Origin of the sequence: Bacillus sp. AFS088145, from assembly GCF_002564465.1 — a bacterium.
Classification (GTDB): domain Bacteria; phylum Bacillota; class Bacilli; order Bacillales; family Bacillaceae_G; genus Gottfriedia.
On sequence record NZ_NUUX01000021.1, the window covers coordinates 97155 to 113163 of the forward strand.

Annotated in this window: 11 protein-coding genes, 1 pseudogene and 1 riboswitch; of the genes and pseudogenes, 6 read left to right on the forward strand and 6 right to left on the reverse strand. The window is 32.8% G+C overall.

The window, feature by feature from the left end; genetic code table 11:
• Positions 1-84 precede the first annotated feature (84 nt).
• Positions 85-4149 (forward strand): S8 family serine peptidase, encoded by a 4065-nt coding sequence (locus COI44_RS13595; RefSeq protein ID WP_098428446.1) that lies wholly within the window; start codon positions 85-87, stop codon positions 4147-4149.
• Between the two features lie 133 nt (positions 4150-4282).
• On the opposite strand, the gene rluF is transcribed toward COI44_RS13595, so the two are convergent.
• A complete protein-coding gene (gene rluF, locus COI44_RS13600; protein ID WP_172795404.1) occupies positions 4283-4999 on the reverse strand; it encodes a 23S rRNA pseudouridine(2604) synthase RluF in 717 nt (238 codons plus the stop codon).
• 196 nt (positions 5000-5195) lie between these two features.
• Positions 5196-5297, forward strand: a riboswitch (purine riboswitch).
• 87 nt (positions 5298-5384) lie between these two features.
• On the opposite strand from rluF, the gene COI44_RS13605 reads away from it, so the two are divergent.
• Entirely contained in the window at positions 5385-6686 is a 1302-nt protein-coding gene (locus tag COI44_RS13605; RefSeq protein ID WP_098428447.1) for an NCS2 family permease, read from the forward strand.
• A 65-nt stretch (positions 6687-6751) separates the two neighbouring features.
• On the opposite strand, the gene COI44_RS13610 is transcribed toward COI44_RS13605, so the two are convergent.
• Entirely contained in the window at positions 6752-8086 is a 1335-nt protein-coding gene (locus tag COI44_RS13610; RefSeq protein WP_098428448.1) for an APC family permease, read from the reverse strand.
• 364 nt (positions 8087-8450) lie between these two features.
• On the opposite strand from COI44_RS13610, the gene COI44_RS13615 reads away from it, so the two are divergent.
• The 4 genes and pseudogenes from COI44_RS13615 (at position 8451) to COI44_RS13630 (ending at position 11481) form a co-directional block, all read left to right on the forward strand.
• The gene (locus COI44_RS13615) at positions 8451-9089 is read left to right on the forward strand and encodes an MBL fold metallo-hydrolase (RefSeq protein WP_098428449.1); all 639 of its coding nucleotides are present in this window, start codon (positions 8451-8453) and stop codon (positions 9087-9089) included.
• A 161-nt stretch (positions 9090-9250) separates the two neighbouring features.
• A complete protein-coding gene (locus COI44_RS13620) occupies positions 9251-9448 on the forward strand; it encodes a hypothetical protein (protein WP_098428450.1) in 198 nt (65 codons plus the stop codon).
• A 272-nt stretch (positions 9449-9720) separates the two neighbouring features.
• A complete protein-coding gene (locus COI44_RS13625) occupies positions 9721-10605 on the forward strand; it encodes a LysR family transcriptional regulator (protein ID WP_098428451.1) in 885 nt (294 codons plus the stop codon).
• A gap of 82 nt (positions 10606-10687) precedes the next feature.
• Positions 10688-11481: pseudogene (locus COI44_RS13630) on the forward strand (SDR family NAD(P)-dependent oxidoreductase).
• 44 nt (positions 11482-11525) lie between these two features.
• Here COI44_RS13630 and COI44_RS13635 read toward each other — a convergent pair.
• From COI44_RS13635 to COI44_RS13650, 4 genes are all read right to left on the reverse strand, one after another.
• The gene (locus COI44_RS13635; RefSeq protein WP_098428452.1) at positions 11526-12146 is read right to left on the reverse strand and encodes a DUF47 domain-containing protein; all 621 of its coding nucleotides are present in this window, start codon (positions 12144-12146) and stop codon (positions 11526-11528) included.
• 83 nt (positions 12147-12229) lie between these two features.
• Entirely contained in the window at positions 12230-13315 is a 1086-nt protein-coding gene (locus tag COI44_RS13640) for a Ger(x)C family spore germination protein (RefSeq protein WP_179887122.1), read from the reverse strand.
• An 11-nt stretch (positions 13316-13326) separates the two neighbouring features.
• Complete coding sequence (locus tag COI44_RS13645) at positions 13327-14418, reverse strand: GerAB/ArcD/ProY family transporter (protein ID WP_098428454.1); 1092 nt, start codon at positions 14416-14418, stop codon at positions 13327-13329.
• Positions 14415-15902 (reverse strand): spore germination protein, encoded by a 1488-nt coding sequence (locus tag COI44_RS13650; RefSeq protein WP_098428455.1) that lies wholly within the window; start codon positions 15900-15902, stop codon positions 14415-14417. Before COI44_RS13650 ends, COI44_RS13645 begins: the two co-directional genes overlap by 4 nt.
• Positions 15903-16009: the final 107 nt, after the last annotated feature.

Here is a 16009-nt window from a genome sequence, read left to right on the forward strand (position 1 = left end):
ATGCTTTTTCCCTAAATGCTATTACTATTGATTGTAATAGTAAGAATTTTTTAACAATAAAGAGAAAAACGGGGGATGAAGTCTATGAAGGTAACAACATTAGCAAAGCACTCGGCAGTACTTGCCCTTTCAACAAGTCTGCTTATTTCACCTTTCAGTGCAAAGTCTTACATAACGGCAAAAGCAGCAACTTCTAAAGCAGAAGAAATTTTAGCTTCAATTACACCAGAACAAAGAGAAGCATTAAACCAACTAGAATTAAATAATCAAGAGGGACTACAAGGCTTTCAAGAAGGTGAACTGAATTCTGATAAAAAAGTCTCTGTCATCGTTCAGTTTAATTCAGATCCTAGTAATGTTGCAGTATTAGAAGCTGCAGTTGATGGAAAGTCATTAACGAAAACATCAGCACAAGCACAAGTTGATAAAGAGCACAAGGTTTTTAAAGAAGATGTAGGAAAGATCGTTAAGGTTAAGGAAAAGAAAAACGCTCCTGTCATTACAAAAACGTATGAAACAGCATTTAACGGTGCAGCGATTACACTTCCTGCAAATCAAGTAAAAGAACTTTTAAAATCAGATGCTGTTAAAACAATATATAAAGATGTAACTTTTAATATTGATCCAATTAAAGAAGATGTTCCAACCAATGTTGCAAGAAAAACAACTACATCAGTAGATAGTATTCCTTATTTAAAGGTGGACAAGCTACATAAAGAGGGAATAACAGGTAAAGGTGTTAAAGTAGGGGTTCTAGATACTGGTATTGACTATAACCACCCTGATTTAAAAGACGCTTTTAAAGGCGGATACGATTTTGTAAATAATGATAATGATCCAATGGAAGCTACTTACAAAGACTGGCAGGCATCAAACCAACCTGAAAGTAATGGTAATGGCACTTACTATACAGAGCATGGTACGCATGTATCAGGGACAATTGTTGGACAAAATAAAAATGATAGTGAAGTTTCGGTAGAAGGAGTTGCTCCTGACGCGGATCTATATATGTACCGTGTACTTGGTCCTTACGGAAGCGGATCATCTGAAAATGTAATTGCTGGGATTGATAAAGCAGTTCAAGATGGTATGGATGTTATTAACCTTTCATTAGGAGCAGGAATCAATGATCCATATTATCCAACTAGTACGGCAATAAATTATGCAGTATTAAATGGCGTAACAGCGGTGGTTTCAGCAGGTAACAGTGGACCTAATGCTTATACTTTAGGCTCACCAGGTACGGCAGCATTTGCTTTAACAGTAGGAGCAAGTGATGTACCAACGACAATTTCAACATTTGAAGGAAAAGTGGAAGGCGGATGGTCAACTGATCTTGTAAGTATGGCTAGGAGCTTCGCTGATAGTTTTAATAGTTTAGAAGGAAAATCTCTTGAACTAGTAGATGTTGGATTAGGAACATTAGATGATTACAAAAATAAAAATGTTGCAGGAAAAATTGCTTTCGTTCAGCGTGGAAACTTTGCTTTAGTAGATAAAGTGAAGTTTGCAAAGCAAAATGGGGCAAAAGCTGTCATTATGTACAACAATGTTGACGGCCATGTTGGATATAACTTAGGTGAATCAATGGAATATATTCCTGCATTCTCAATGACAAAGAAAGCAGGAGAAGAATTAAAGGCGAAAATTGCAAATGGAAATACAACGTTCACTTTTACAAATTTAAAGGAAAAGTCTACTGAGGGTGATAAGCTAGCGGACTTCAGCTCAAGAGGACCAGTTAATGGAAACTACCAAATGAAGCCTGAAATCACAGCACCTGGTGTAAGTGTTCTATCTACGGTTCCTTCTTATATTGCAAATCATGATACACCAGAAGACTATAGATATGCTTACCAAAGAATGGATGGAACGTCTATGGCATCACCATTTGCAGCTGGTGTGGCGGCATTATTAATTGGACAGAATCCAAACCTTGAGCCAGCAGACGTTAAATCAATTATGATGAACACTGCTGATCAACTTAATGGAGACTATAGCGTTTTTGAAGTAGGAGCAGGTCGAGTAGATCCTTATCAAGCTCTTCACACTCAAACAGAAATAAAAGTACAAGATGAAACATTAATCCCAGTTGGTAACAAATTATTAAAAGCAAAGAATGAAACTGGGGGACTAAGTTTCGGTAGACAATTTGTTAAAGATGATTCTCAATTGAAGTTAAAGAAGGAGATTGAATTTACAAACAATAGTAATAAAAAGCAAACATTCGATGTCAAGGTTGTAGATAACACACAAGGAGCAAACGGATTAGAAGAGAATGGCGTAGTAGTAGATTTAGGTGACTCAATTAAACTTAATCCAAATTCTACTAAAACGATAAAAGCAACATTAACTGTGCCGTCTACTGCTAAAAAAGGTTTTTATGAAGGGTATGTTTTAATCACAAATAGTGGGGATAATTCAGAACAATACCGTATACCGTTTAGTTTTAAGAAATCGGATGAGGGCTTTGACACACTTAGCATTTCATCGCATGCTATCTCTCCATTATTTTATGGAACATATGACGCGTTTAAAACATTAGCAACATCGTTAAAATTCAATTTAGGCTCTCCCGTTAACACGTTAGATGTTGTATTACAAGACGGTAATACAAATGAAGATCTAGGACTAGTTGGTACACTTAATTTGAAAAGTGCAACGCCAGATGTAGACCGCTTCATACAACAAGCATTTTATGGATCATATTACAAGTTTACAGGTGATAAAAAACAACCAGTATCAACAGAAGAAAGTCAGGCTAAACCTGGACATTATAAACTGAAATTCATAACAACATTACCAAATGGGAAACAAAAAGTTAAATTTGATGATATCTTTATTGATATTGACACACCAACAGTAAAAAGTTCCCTAGATGGAGATTCACCTTTTATTGAGTACAAGTCAGGACAAGAGACTTATCCTTTTGAAATGGAAGTAAAAGACACTGCTTTAACAGATATGCAACAAGCTGGTATTGGTCTAGATGAAACATCAAACTTTGCAGTATATACTTATGGATTCCCAATTCCTAACGGTCCAATCCATATGGACAAGAACGGTAAGTGGGTTGATGAAGTACAAATGAATGAAAGTACTCCAGCACTGTCATTCAACTTAATTGGGTATGATGCTGCAGGAAATCAAGCAAATTGGAAAGAATACTACTTTGTTAAAGAAGGTACATCAGTTGCATATGCTAAGCATAACGTACAGCTAGCTAGATCAGGAGATATCCTATCTGCATCTTTAGTACTAGACAACGTACAAGGTATAAAAGAAGCAACTTGGAATTTTGATGATGCTGGTGCTGTAGGTATTCCTTACGTAAATCTTGTAGAGGCGTCTTTAACAAATAAATTTAAGGATAAAGCAGAAATTCAAGTAACTGGTAATAAAATTAAAGTGACTTTTAAAGAAGCGATGGTATTTGACCGTGCAGAAATAGTAAATGTAAAAGTAAAAGTACAAGATCAACTTTTTTACCCAATCGGATATATTAACCCATCAGCTACGATCGTAGATGCTAATGGTCAAACCGTTAAGTTGTTAAACGCAGGTAAACGATTCCAAGTAAAACCAAAATTTAACCGAGTTCAAGGAAATATAATTCCTGAAGGGTATTTAGTACAAGAAGAAGGTCAAATACCTTATTTAGGCTCTCGCGATTGGACAAAAGTGGGGGCAACATTAAAAGTAACAAATGGTGCTTATAGTTTAGAAGCTACTAATTTGATTAGTAGAGGTAAATTTAATCTTGAACCACTTGCGTTAAGCAAAGATGCATATACATTTGAAGTAAATGTACCAGGACATTTTATTTCAAAGAAAACACAGAAATTCGGTTTTGAATACAAAGGCGTATTATACGGAAAATCGGAATCAACAAACATTAACTTAGTTGGTGGAGATGTTAACCAAGACAACGTAATCGATGTACAAGATGCACTTTATGTCCAAACTTACTGGGGAACAAATAAACGAAGTGCTGATATCAATTTTGATGGAACTGTAGACGCAAAAGATTTCGCATTTGTAGAGAAAAATTATTTACAACAAAATCCAACAGTTCAAAATGCACCAACTCCGAAAACAATCTATAAAAACCAAACATTAGAAACAATTAAGAGTCAATTAGGCTTATAATTTCAAATCCCAAAGAAGCTGCTATTAAATATTCCTTAATAGTGGTTTCTTTTTTGGTGGAGAATAAACTCAAACTTTTTATTGAGCAAAAAAAAGACTAATTCAATTCAATTGAATCAGTCTTTTTTTAAGTTTACCATTCATTTGGCTCATAATTTAATTCTCTAAATAGCTGAGTTTTTTCTTTCTTAGATAAGTCTCTCCATTGACCCATTGGTAGATTGCCTAGATTAATATTCATAATTCGAGTTCTTTGCAATCGGTATACTTCATATCCAAGCGCTTCACACATACGACGAATTTGACGGTTTAAACCTTGTGTTAAAATGATTTGGAAATCAAATTTTGAAAGCTGTTTAACTTCACATGGTAATGTTTTTGTACCTAATATTTTTACCCCTTCAGACATTTTAGTTAAAAAGTCAGGAGTTATTGGTTTATCTACTGATACAATATATTCTTTTTCATGCCTATTTTCAGCTCGTAAAATTTCATTTACAATATCCCCATCATTTGTAAGGAGAATCAAACCTTCAGAATCCTTATCAAGTCTTCCAATATTAAAGATACGTAGTGGATGGTTTACGAGATCAACAATATTCCCTTTAACACCTTTTTCAGTTGTACTTGTTATACCAACTGGCTTGTTCAAGGCTATATAAACATGGTTTCGAGCTAATCTAATATGTTCACCATTTACAATTACCTCATCACCAGGTTCAACTTGATCACCGACTTTCGCTACTCTACCATTTAATTTTACTCTTCCTTCACTAATTAACTTGTCCGCTCCACGTCTCGAAGCCTTTCCAGACTCACTAATAAATTTATTTAAACGAATGTTAAACAACCCCTTAAATTCTAAATTATACTTTCAGAATAACATAGATAGCTTTTTAATGAGAACACCATTCGGCTATTACTAAAAAGTACTTTTAAATAATTGTTGTATACTACTATTTTATCCACATTCATTATATTATTTTCTAAATTATATAACAAAAATGTTTTTTATTGACAGACTGTAAGGCAGGTCGTATGATAGAAAAAATATATTAATATTTTCTCATATAAACTTGAAAATAAGGTTCAAGAGTTTCTACCTAGCGCCCGTAAACTGCTAGACTATGAGGAAGAGCTCTGGATTTTTGTTTTCTTTACAATGTAAAACTGCCTGCTTTTTCTCATGAAAAGCGGGCAGTTTTTTTATTTTAATATAATAAAGGAGTCTTCATATGTTTCAACTTAAAGAACGAAATACTTCAGTTAAAATTGAAGTATTAGCTGGTTTAACTACATTTTTAACTTTGGCGTACATCATTATTGTCAATCCTATGATTTTAAAGGACGCAGGTGTACCGTTTAACCAGGCATTTTTAGCTACTATTCTAGCAACCATTATTGGTACTTTAACGATGTCTTTAATAGCTAATTATCCCATCGTTATAGCGCCTGCAATGGGGTTAAATGCCTATTTTACTTATTCTGTAATTGGGGGACATAATCTCCCATATTCAGTAGGTTTTTCTGCTGTTTTTATTACTGGAATTTTATTTTTACTACTTTCTTTAACAACTTTCCGAACAAAATTGATTCAAGCAATTCCTGCTAACTTAAAGCATGCAATTGCTGCTGGAATTGGTTTGTTTATTACCTTTATTGGCTTACGTTTATCAGGTATTGTAGCAGATCATCCTACTAATCTAGTTCAAATTGGTGATTTTAGTTCCCCTAAAGTTGCACTTACATTGATTGGTCTACTAATAACAATTGTATTTATGGCACTTAACTTAAATGGTGCGTTATTTCTAGGGATGATTACGACAGGTCTAATTGCATATTTTACAGGTCAGTTAAATTTTGCAAATGGTTTTGTTGCTATGCCACATTTACCAAAAGGAATTTTAGTATACAACCCAATTGATTCAGTGAAAGACATTATTGAATATGGACTTTATAGTGTCATTTTCTCATTCTTACTTGTCATGTTATTCGATACAACAGGAGCTTTACTAGCAATCGTTAAACAAGCAGGTCTTATCAAAAATGGTAAGTTAGAAAAGGGAGGAAGTGCATTCTCTGCTGATTCAATTGGAACAATTGTTGGTGCAATGTTAGGAACAAGTCCGACTGCAGCAACTGTAGAATCCTCTGCTGGCGTTGGTGCTGGTGGAAAAACTGGTTTAACATCATTAACTGTTGTAGTCCTATTTGTAATCGCAGCATTTTTTAGCCCAATGATTGGTTCAGTATCAGAAGTTGCCGCAATTACAGCGCCTAGCTTAATTATTGTTGGCTGTTTTATGATTAAGAGTATTTCGGAGATTAAATGGGATGATTTTGAAGAAGCATTCCCGGCATTTTTAGTCATTGTTAGTATGCCATTAACATCAAGTATTGCAAACGGTATTGCTTTAGGCTTTATTTCTTATCCAATCATGAAAATCGTTAAACGTAAATTTAAAGACGTACACCCATTTGTATATATATTTGCAGTACTATTCTTAGTTCAATTAGTATTTTTTGCACATAAATAATAGAGACATAAAAAAGCAGGTAAAAGATATTGAAGTCTTTTACCTGTTTTTTATTAATCTATATATTAACTTGCTTTATATTTTTCTTCGCTTCTAATAGTCGATTTTAGTCTCCAATAAACAGGTAAACCAACAATTGCAATACCAATTGATACAAGTGCATCTATTGGGGCATTTATAATCGTACTACCGATGATGTAAAGTGTACCTAATATTGCCACAATCGGAGTGATAGGGTATAAAGGTACTTTATACAATTTATTTCCACCTTTATCTTTTTTACGTAATATGAAGATTGCATTAAATGCTAGTCCATAAAATAAGAAAACTGCAAATATAGCCATATCAGAAAGTCGATCTGGGTTCCAGAATATCATCATTGCTAATGCTAAAACAATTTGAAAAACTGTTGAGCCTACTGGTGTATTAAATTTAGGATGAATACTAGATAATACTTTTGAACCAGGTAGGAAGTTTCGTTCTGCCATCGCAAATGTAACCCTTGGGAATGTAAGAATTTTGCCATTTAAACAGCCAAAAATAGAAACTAAAATTCCGATGGCAAGAATTTTTCCACCAATACTACCAAATAGTGAAGAAGCTGCCGCAGTAGCTGCATTAGGACCTAATTCAACAATTTTACTAGCAGATAAAACATGTAGCATCGCGATATTAACAGAAAGATAAGCTAAAATAACAATAACAATACCAGAAATAATTGCTCTAGGAAGAGTCTTTGAAGGATTCTTCATTTCTCCTGCCATAAAACCTACATTCATCCAACCGTCATATGCCCATAAAGTCGCTAATACTGCTGCGCCCATATTAAGTGCTTGAGTAGAACTACCACTCTCTGCATTAAAAACTGATACGTCCCCTTGAAGGATACCAAAAACAGCAATTAAAATAATAGGAACTAGTTTACCAGCAGTAGAGATTGTTTGAATAAATCCACCAAGTTGAGTGCCTAGTATATTTAGACCACCAAGTAATATAATCGTGATAATAGCAATAACTTTGCTACTTCCCTGAAAACCGAAAAAATCTGCCAACAAAGAGCCAAAATAAAGACTAAGAGCACCCATAACAGCTGGTCCATAGACGAGGGTTTGTACCCAACCGCATAAAAATCCCCACTTCTCACCATAAACCTCTTCTATATAAGCATATAATCCACCAGTTCTCGGGATTTTTACACTTACTTCAGCGATCGTTAATCCACTTGCTAGTGTAATAACACCACCGATAATCCACGCTAAAAGAGCCATAGTGGAATTAGCGGTTGAAGACAACACGATCCCAGGTTTCATAAAAATTCCAGAACCAATTACTGTACCGATTACTAAAGACGTTGATACGAAAAAGCCAATATTTTTCTTTAAATTTACTTCTTTTTCCACATTATACACTCCTTCCAGGACTATATTTATAAAATTAGAAAGATTATAGCATATTAATTTTCTAATCTATTTTTTTCTGAATAATTAAATTTATGTCTTATGTATTTTTGATATAGTGGATAAGACCTATTAACCCTCATAAATCTTTCATAATATATATTCGTTATGACTAGATAACATATTGATAAAAGGTTATTAGTCGTAAAGATAGAACACTATATTGTAGGTATTTCAGACCGATTTTTAGTTAATTATGGAATGCTATCTATTCTGGAGGTGAAGACGTGGAAGTTTCTTTCGAACGTGTGGTAGATAACATATACGTTTTAGCGATATGGGATACCGAATGGAAGTCATATAATAATTGCTACTTTATATTATAATTCAAAATAATGGAGTTACTCTCATTGATTCAGGAAAGGGGATCCACTCTAAATATATTAGGAAAGCTCTGGTTGAATTAGGGAAAACACCAGAAGACGTCCATCTCTTTTTAGCTACACATGGACATGAAGATCATATTGAAGGTTCTAATATTTTTAAAAACGCTAAGAAATTTATCCATTCAAATGATAATAATTTGATTGATTCACATGAATTAAGTCAATTTAGTAATGACCTGGAAGATTTTGAAGTAATAAAGGAGTTTGAATATGATTTAGTTGGATACCATACTCCAGGTTCGGTCGTATTTTACCATCGCCCATCAAAAGTAGTTTTTACAGGTGATTTCTTATGTTTCTTCGGTGATCCTTTATCAAAGGATGGACTGGTCTCTAAAGGAGATGACCTTAGAAATGAGTGGGTAAAATATTTGAGAGATGGCGGAGTCTCAACAGAACAATTAGATCATTTTCTAGGTGGACTAAAAAAAATAAATCAGTTTGATAGTAGTGTAATGTGTACTGGACATGGAGGTGTCCTAGTAGGAAATATTAAAGAGTTTATAAGTGAACTAATTGATGTCGGAGTTCAAAATAGTAAAAGAGTATCAGACTGTTGACCGATTTAATCAGTCTTTTTTATAGGGAAGTAGTGTAAAGAAAGAGCTTAATTTTGCTTTAGAAAGGTTAGAATGGAATATTCTTACCAATAATGAACTATATAGACTTTAAATGGGTTTCTTTAAAATACTTAAAATTACTTCAATGGGAGTGCATTGTAATGAGGTTAAAAACATTAATTGGGCTATTAATAGGTTCATTTACAACATTCTTCATTTTAAGTCTTCTAAGTAATAAACTTACCAATAAAGAGTACTGGTTTTATGCAACAATTTATCTTGTTTTTATGGTTTTAGCATACTTGGCAATTAACTTAATTCGAAAAGTTAAGTCATCAAAGAAGACTGATTCATTTTGAATCAGTCTCAGACTATTGACAAACGCTCGCTTTCTTCGTTGCTTCGCCTGTCTGCGGTGCTCATTACTGTCTAGGGTAACTCCGCTCCTCACCAGACTTCGCGCCTCGAAAGACAAGCGTTTTCAATCAGTCTGAAATATGTATACGCTCAGAGATTGATTCACCAAGAATCAGTCTTTTCTTTTTTACCTGTTTTATCATATTTCCTATTATAAGGAAAATAAATGATTATAATATTGATAATAAGTAAATCTGATACTGGGAGATAGAGTATGGATCAAATTCTTTTAGTTTTTATGGCGGTTGCTGAAAAAAGAAACTTTTCAAGAGCGGCTGAGGAGTTACATATGACTCAACCATCCGTTAGTCAGCAAATTCAATTACTTGAGAAGCATATCGGTGCAAAGCTTTTAATTAGAACAAATAAATATGTTCAGCTTACAAAGGCTGGAGAAATTGTTTATTTGCATGCTAAGGAAATAACTAGTTTATACAAGCGTATGTCGACACTTGTGAATGATCTAATGAATGAGGCTAGTGGTCATCTTAAGTTAGGTGCAAGTTATACTTTCGGTGAATATGTATTACCGCAAATTTTAGCTAAAATGAAGAGACTTTACCCGAATGTCATTCCATCAGTGCAAATAGGGAATACTCGAGAAATCGTCCAGGCTGCATTAAGTTATCAAATTGATGTTGGAATAGTTGAAGGGGAAGCAATTCATACAAATTTAAATATACAGCCTTTTGCAAATGATGAAATGTATATAATAGCTGGAACTAAGAGTGAAATATTCACTATTGAAGCTGTGACATTGAATCAAATTGAAAATGAAACTTGGATTGTTAGGGAAGAAGGATCTGGAACAAGGGAAGCGACTGAACGATTATTTGAATTATTAAAGATACGTCCTAAAAATATAATTGAATTTGGTAGTACACAATTAATTAAAGAAGCTGTAGAAGCTGGCATGGGAATTACCTATCTATCTGAGTTAGCAATAAAAAAAGAAAAGCAGTTACATACCATTGATTACCTAAAAGTAGAAGGGACACCTATTCAACGGAATTTTTCAATTATCACAGATAAAATCGAACTTCAAACGAAATCGATGGAAATATTTATTGAGTTAGTTAAGAAATATTACGAGAAATAAAGTAGGAATCCTTTTTTTATTAAGTTGAACATATAGTAAAACGAAAAGTGTTCAAACGATAAAAAGATAAAGGATAATCCAAATGACTGTCAAAAAACAAAAGGGTAAAACAGTATTAATTACCGGGCCTACGGAAGGAATCGGTTATGAGTTAACTAAATTATTTCCAAAAGATCATTTCAACTTAGTTTTAGTTGCTAGGAATAAAATTAAATTAGAAGAAATGGCTAATTCATTGAAGAAGCAATTCAATATAAAAGTACTAGTTATTACAGAAGACCTTTCTAAAGTAAATTCTGCTAAGTCCATTTTTGATCAAATTACAAAATCCCAAATGGAGATTGATATTCTAGTAAATAATGCTGGAGTTGCCCTATACGGAGATTTTGGTCGGACTGATTTAAATAAAGAGTTAAAGATGATTCAGTTAAATATTGTTACTTTAACAGAGTTAGTAAAATACTTCTTACCAAATATGCTTCAAAAAAATCGGGCCATATTATTAATATTGCATCTACTTCAGCTTTTCAACCAGGGCCAAAAATGTCTGTCTATGCAGCTTCAAAGGCTTATGTATTATCATTAAGTGAAGCTCTTTCTGAGGAATTAAGACATTCAGGAGTTGCCGTAACAGCTGTTTGTCCAGGACCAACTAGAACGGGAATTATAAATTCATCCGGTGGAAATAATTCAAAGCTATTTAAAGGTAAAATTATGAAACCAAAAAAAGTTGCGAAGTTGACTTATGAGGCAGTTAGTAAGAAGAAAACTGTTGTTATTACAGGTATTAATAATAAAATTTTGGCGCAATCTGTTCGCTTCATTCCACGATCAATCGTTAGAAAACTTGCAAAGAAACTATTAGAAGAGAAATAAAAAAATACAGTCTAATTAGGCTGTATTTTTTAGTTACTATTTAATTACGCATTACCCATAATAATCTGTTCAAGTGTATTAGCTACATCTTGTGCACTATCAGAAACTGCTTCTAGCATTTCATAAATCTCTTTGAACTGAATGATTTTGATTGGATCTTTTTCATTTTTAAATAACTCTTTAATGGAAGTGCGTAATAACGCATCACACTGTGACTCATAATCTTTTACTTGGATCGCATGTACGCGCATTTCTAATAATTTCTTCCTTGAAAGTAACTGAATTGCTTTTAATATTTCATTGGCAGCACTGCGAATATTTTTAACAAACTTCACCATGAATTCATCGATTTGAATGATGGAGTACATTTCAAATGTTGCTGAACATTGTTCCATTCCGTCTAGTACATCATCCATTTTATTAGCAAGTTCTAGTATATCTTCACGTTCAATTGGTGTAATAAATGTTTTATTTAATTCAACGATAATTTGATGAATAAATGTATCACCTTTTGTTTCATAAGCCTTCATTTCTGCAGAGAATGTTTTTAAATCAGTAGCATTTTTTATTTTAAAATCATCAAAATAAATCGAACACTCATTTACATTATTTGCAATATTTAAGAGCATTTCAAAGAATGTATCATTTTTTTTACCTAGTCTCAAGTATGATTCCTCCTAAAAACAAAATTAATTCATATCATTACATTATGTTGCTCAAGAGAATGATCTATTATAAATACTAACTTTTAAAAAACAGGTCCAGTTTGATTAATTTTTACCTTAACGGAAGTTTTGAACTTAACATCCTTATAATCTTTTTTCCAATTTAATTTTTTCCATAAAGTTGGATGAGAACTTGAAATTCTTCTTCCAATTCCAAATGCATCACAATTAGCTTCCAGTAATGAATTATCGATTTCATTAGCTTGATTAGTAAGCAATCGTGAAATTTCTTTATTTAACTTGTCCTTGTTAAGTTTTTCTCCTACCTTACCTGAATAGCTAGTAATTGTTAAATCAAGATTTAGATTTAGTTTACAAGTTATTTTTGACGTTTTTTTATCTATTTTTAAATCTAAATCCCTCTTTATATCTTTTACCCTAAATGAGACTGAACGATTTTGTCCTAATTTTATAGCCATTTCACTATACTTAGTTAATCGGTCCATCATTAATAATAACAGGCTTCCTTTTTCATCAGGTAAGCTAATTCCTGAGAACCGATCGCCATCAAATAAGTCTATTCCACCAATTGTAATTTTATCATTCTCATCTTTTTTTACATAAGGTAAAACCATATCACTGCCCTCATCAGTAATCTGTTTCCAAGCTATAAAAACAGTCTCTTTCGGAATTTTTGTCGTTTCTTCAGCAGCTTCTAATCCTTTTAAGATTTCGAATGCAATTGGACTAGTTCCAGGATCGAGTGAAATAATGTCTGATGCTTTATCTTCTGCAATGACAATTCTAGTAGAAGCGGAGGCTTGTCTAGGTCGATAAAAAATCTCTAAAAAAGGGTAAATTCCTTTTTTAGCAAGTTCTCTTCCAATTAAGATAATATGAGCTTTACTTACATCAATTTGACCAGGTAGTTTATTATTAATATCAATTCCCATTCCAGATACATTAGAATTCTTTATTTTGACAAGTTCGTCTTTTACTTCAAATTGGCCGCCACCTTTATTTTCGATATTTAATGCTCTAACTGTGGCTAATATATTATTGTCTTTATCTAAGTCTAAACTGATCCCATTCACCATTTTTTTATCTACTAATAGATTTTGATCCCAACAACTAGCTAAGAAAAAGGTACACAAGCATAAAGTAATCAAGAAGGATTTTCTTATAATTGCTCACTCCTTTCAGTCTTAGAGATGATGAAGGATAGGCAAAAGAGAATGAACGGAAGCCCAAATACAACCCCATAACTTAAATAAGTTACATATTTGTTAAAGGTAACTAATTGTTCTTCATCGATTGGCAAAAGTGTAATTATAAAAATAAGGATTCCACTTATAACAACATTTTTTATGAATGTAGTTTCTTTACTAATACTTTTCGATGCTAAAAACATGTAGATAATTACGGATGTTGTCATTGGTACAATCCAAACTGATAAAAAAATCAAATCTAAACGGTCGATCATTTCAAAAGAAAGTACCTTAAAAAGATATAAAACTGGTTCCCGAATTTGCAAAATTTGTGTTGGACTAAAGCTTACTAGACAAAGTATGGTGAAATATGTATAGAATAGTGTCACCGTAATATTGGCAAAACTCGCAGTTTTTAATATTCCTTTTTCTGAATCAAGAATAAAAGGAAAGATTAGTAAAAGACTTTCAAATCCTAACATTGAAAGTAAAGATTTATGACTTCCCAGTAATATATTTTTCACACCGGTATGTCCAATTGGTAGAATAAAGCGAAATTCCTTTGGTAAATAAAAGGTAAAGAAGGACAGAAAAAAAAGTAAGATGATTAAGACGGATGATATAACAAAAAATCTTGAAATGATTCTTAAGTCACTAATTGTTAAATAAATGCTAGATAAAATGATAATTAGTGATAATACCCACATAGGAGTAAGTGGCAGTAACCAAAGATTTATGGTTCTTATAAAAAGTATACAAGCAAAGCTTCCAATCATAATAAAATAAATATAGATAAAAAAATTACATAACTTACCCACGTATCTACCTAAAATTTTTTTGGTGATTTCTGTATAGATTGCATTTGGATATTTTCTTAGTAATAGCCAATAGATAATTATTGTAATTTGAACGGCTATTCCAGCAACTAATGTGGAAATCCAACCATCACCTTTAGCAGTGCTTTCAACCGCATTTGGCAAGGAGAGTAATCCAATACCTATTTGACTTTGGACAATAAAAAAATAAAGCTGTAATTTAGAAATCGAATTACTATTCGTTATCATTTTTTCTTCCACACCCTAGATATTCTTTGCCGGTCAAGTTTTTGGGGAAGTGCATCGGTTGGTCTTGTATTTTGTTTCCATATAGGAAGCCTCATAAATGTATCCTTAATATCTTCCTTTCTAAAAGGTGCCATTGGTGAAAAGTACGGCATACCAAAGGATTTTAATTTACACATGTGCATAAAGATTAACATTAATGATAAAGTAATCCCAAAAAATCCTAATATCGACGCCATAATCATAGTTGGAAATCCTAATAATCTCATACTAGTTCCCATTTCACTGACCGGGGCTACAAATGATGCAATCGCTGTAAAACCAATCACAACAATCATCGTGTTTGATACTAAATGCGCTTCAACAATAGCCGTACCAATAACTAATCCACCTACTATACCAATTGTTTGAGCGATAGGAGATGGGAGTCTAATAGCTGCTTCTTTTAACAGCTCTAATATGATTTGCATCATAAATGCCTCTGCAAGAGGAAGAAAAGGTACAAACTCTAAAGAGACTCTAATTGAATAAAGAATTCCGATTGGTAGTACTTCAGAATGGAAAGATACAATTGCGATATAGATTGCAGGTAGACAGATTGCAATAATAAAGCTAAAAACTCTAATAATCCGAAAAAAAGAGCCTATTAACCATCTGTGGTTATAATCGTCAGGAGCTTGATAAAAAGCAAAAAAGGTAATTGGTAAGACTGACACAGTAGGATTCCCATCTACAAGCAAATTTATTTTTCCGTCCAAAAGATAAGATACAGCCCTATCTGGTCTTTCTGTATTTAGTACTTGTGGAAAAGGCGAAAAAGTATTATCCTCAATTAATTCTTCTAGATGTCCTGTAGATTTCAGGCTGTCTACCTCGACAACTGATATTCTATTTTCTATAACTTCAACAAGTTTTCGATTTGCAATTGAATCGATATAAATCATAGCAACCTTTGTATTCGTAATCCTACCAATCGTAAAATATTTAACCTTTAGCTCAGGGTTACGAATTCGTTTTCTTAGTAATTGTATATTTGTATTTATACTTTCAACAAAACCATCACGAGGACCATTAATGTTTTGTTCATTAGCCGGTTCAGAAATTGTACGTTCCTTATCATCTGAAGCTGCCGCTAGAATTCCATTTGAACAATTTTCTTCTAAAATTAGACAAAATCCGTCTAATAAACTATCTCCTAATTCAGAGATATTTGTTGAATTTTTAATCTCATATGATTTGACGATATTGTCTGTCTTATCCTTTGTTTCTCTTAAAATGGGTTCAATAATAAATGATTGGAGTGCCTCAATTTTTATCATCGATTCAAGAAACAAAACGGCAAAAATCTGAGTATTTTTATGAATAATCTTAACGACTAAATCTTCTGTATGACTTAAATATTCTTGAATTATTTCAATATTATTTTTAAGATTATTTGATAAAATTTCTTCTTTATTTGACGTAATTGTTGTTGTATTGGTTCTCATATTGATACCTCTTTGATGGAAGGTCTAATTGGGTTTATTCTTTCCAAAATTAGGTTGTGTATGCAATGAAGACTTAAATGAAAATCATTTAAGATTCCGTTTTTTAG

Coding starts and splice junctions, on each gene's coding strand:
- COI44_RS13645 (WP_098428454.1), bottom strand. CDS start 14,418: ATGATAACGAATAGTAATTCGATTTCTAAATTACAGCTTTATTTTTTT.
- COI44_RS13620 (WP_098428450.1), top strand. CDS start 9,251: ATGAGGTTAAAAACATTAATTGGGCTATTAATAGGTTCATTTACAACA.
- COI44_RS13595 (WP_098428446.1), top strand. CDS start 85: ATGAAGGTAACAACATTAGCAAAGCACTCGGCAGTACTTGCCCTTTCA.
- COI44_RS13605 (WP_098428447.1), top strand. CDS start 5,385: ATGTTTCAACTTAAAGAACGAAATACTTCAGTTAAAATTGAAGTATTA.
- COI44_RS13625 (WP_098428451.1), top strand. CDS start 9,721: ATGGATCAAATTCTTTTAGTTTTTATGGCGGTTGCTGAAAAAAGAAAC.
- COI44_RS13650 (WP_098428455.1), bottom strand. CDS start 15,902: ATGAGAACCAATACAACAACAATTACGTCAAATAAAGAAGAAATTTTA.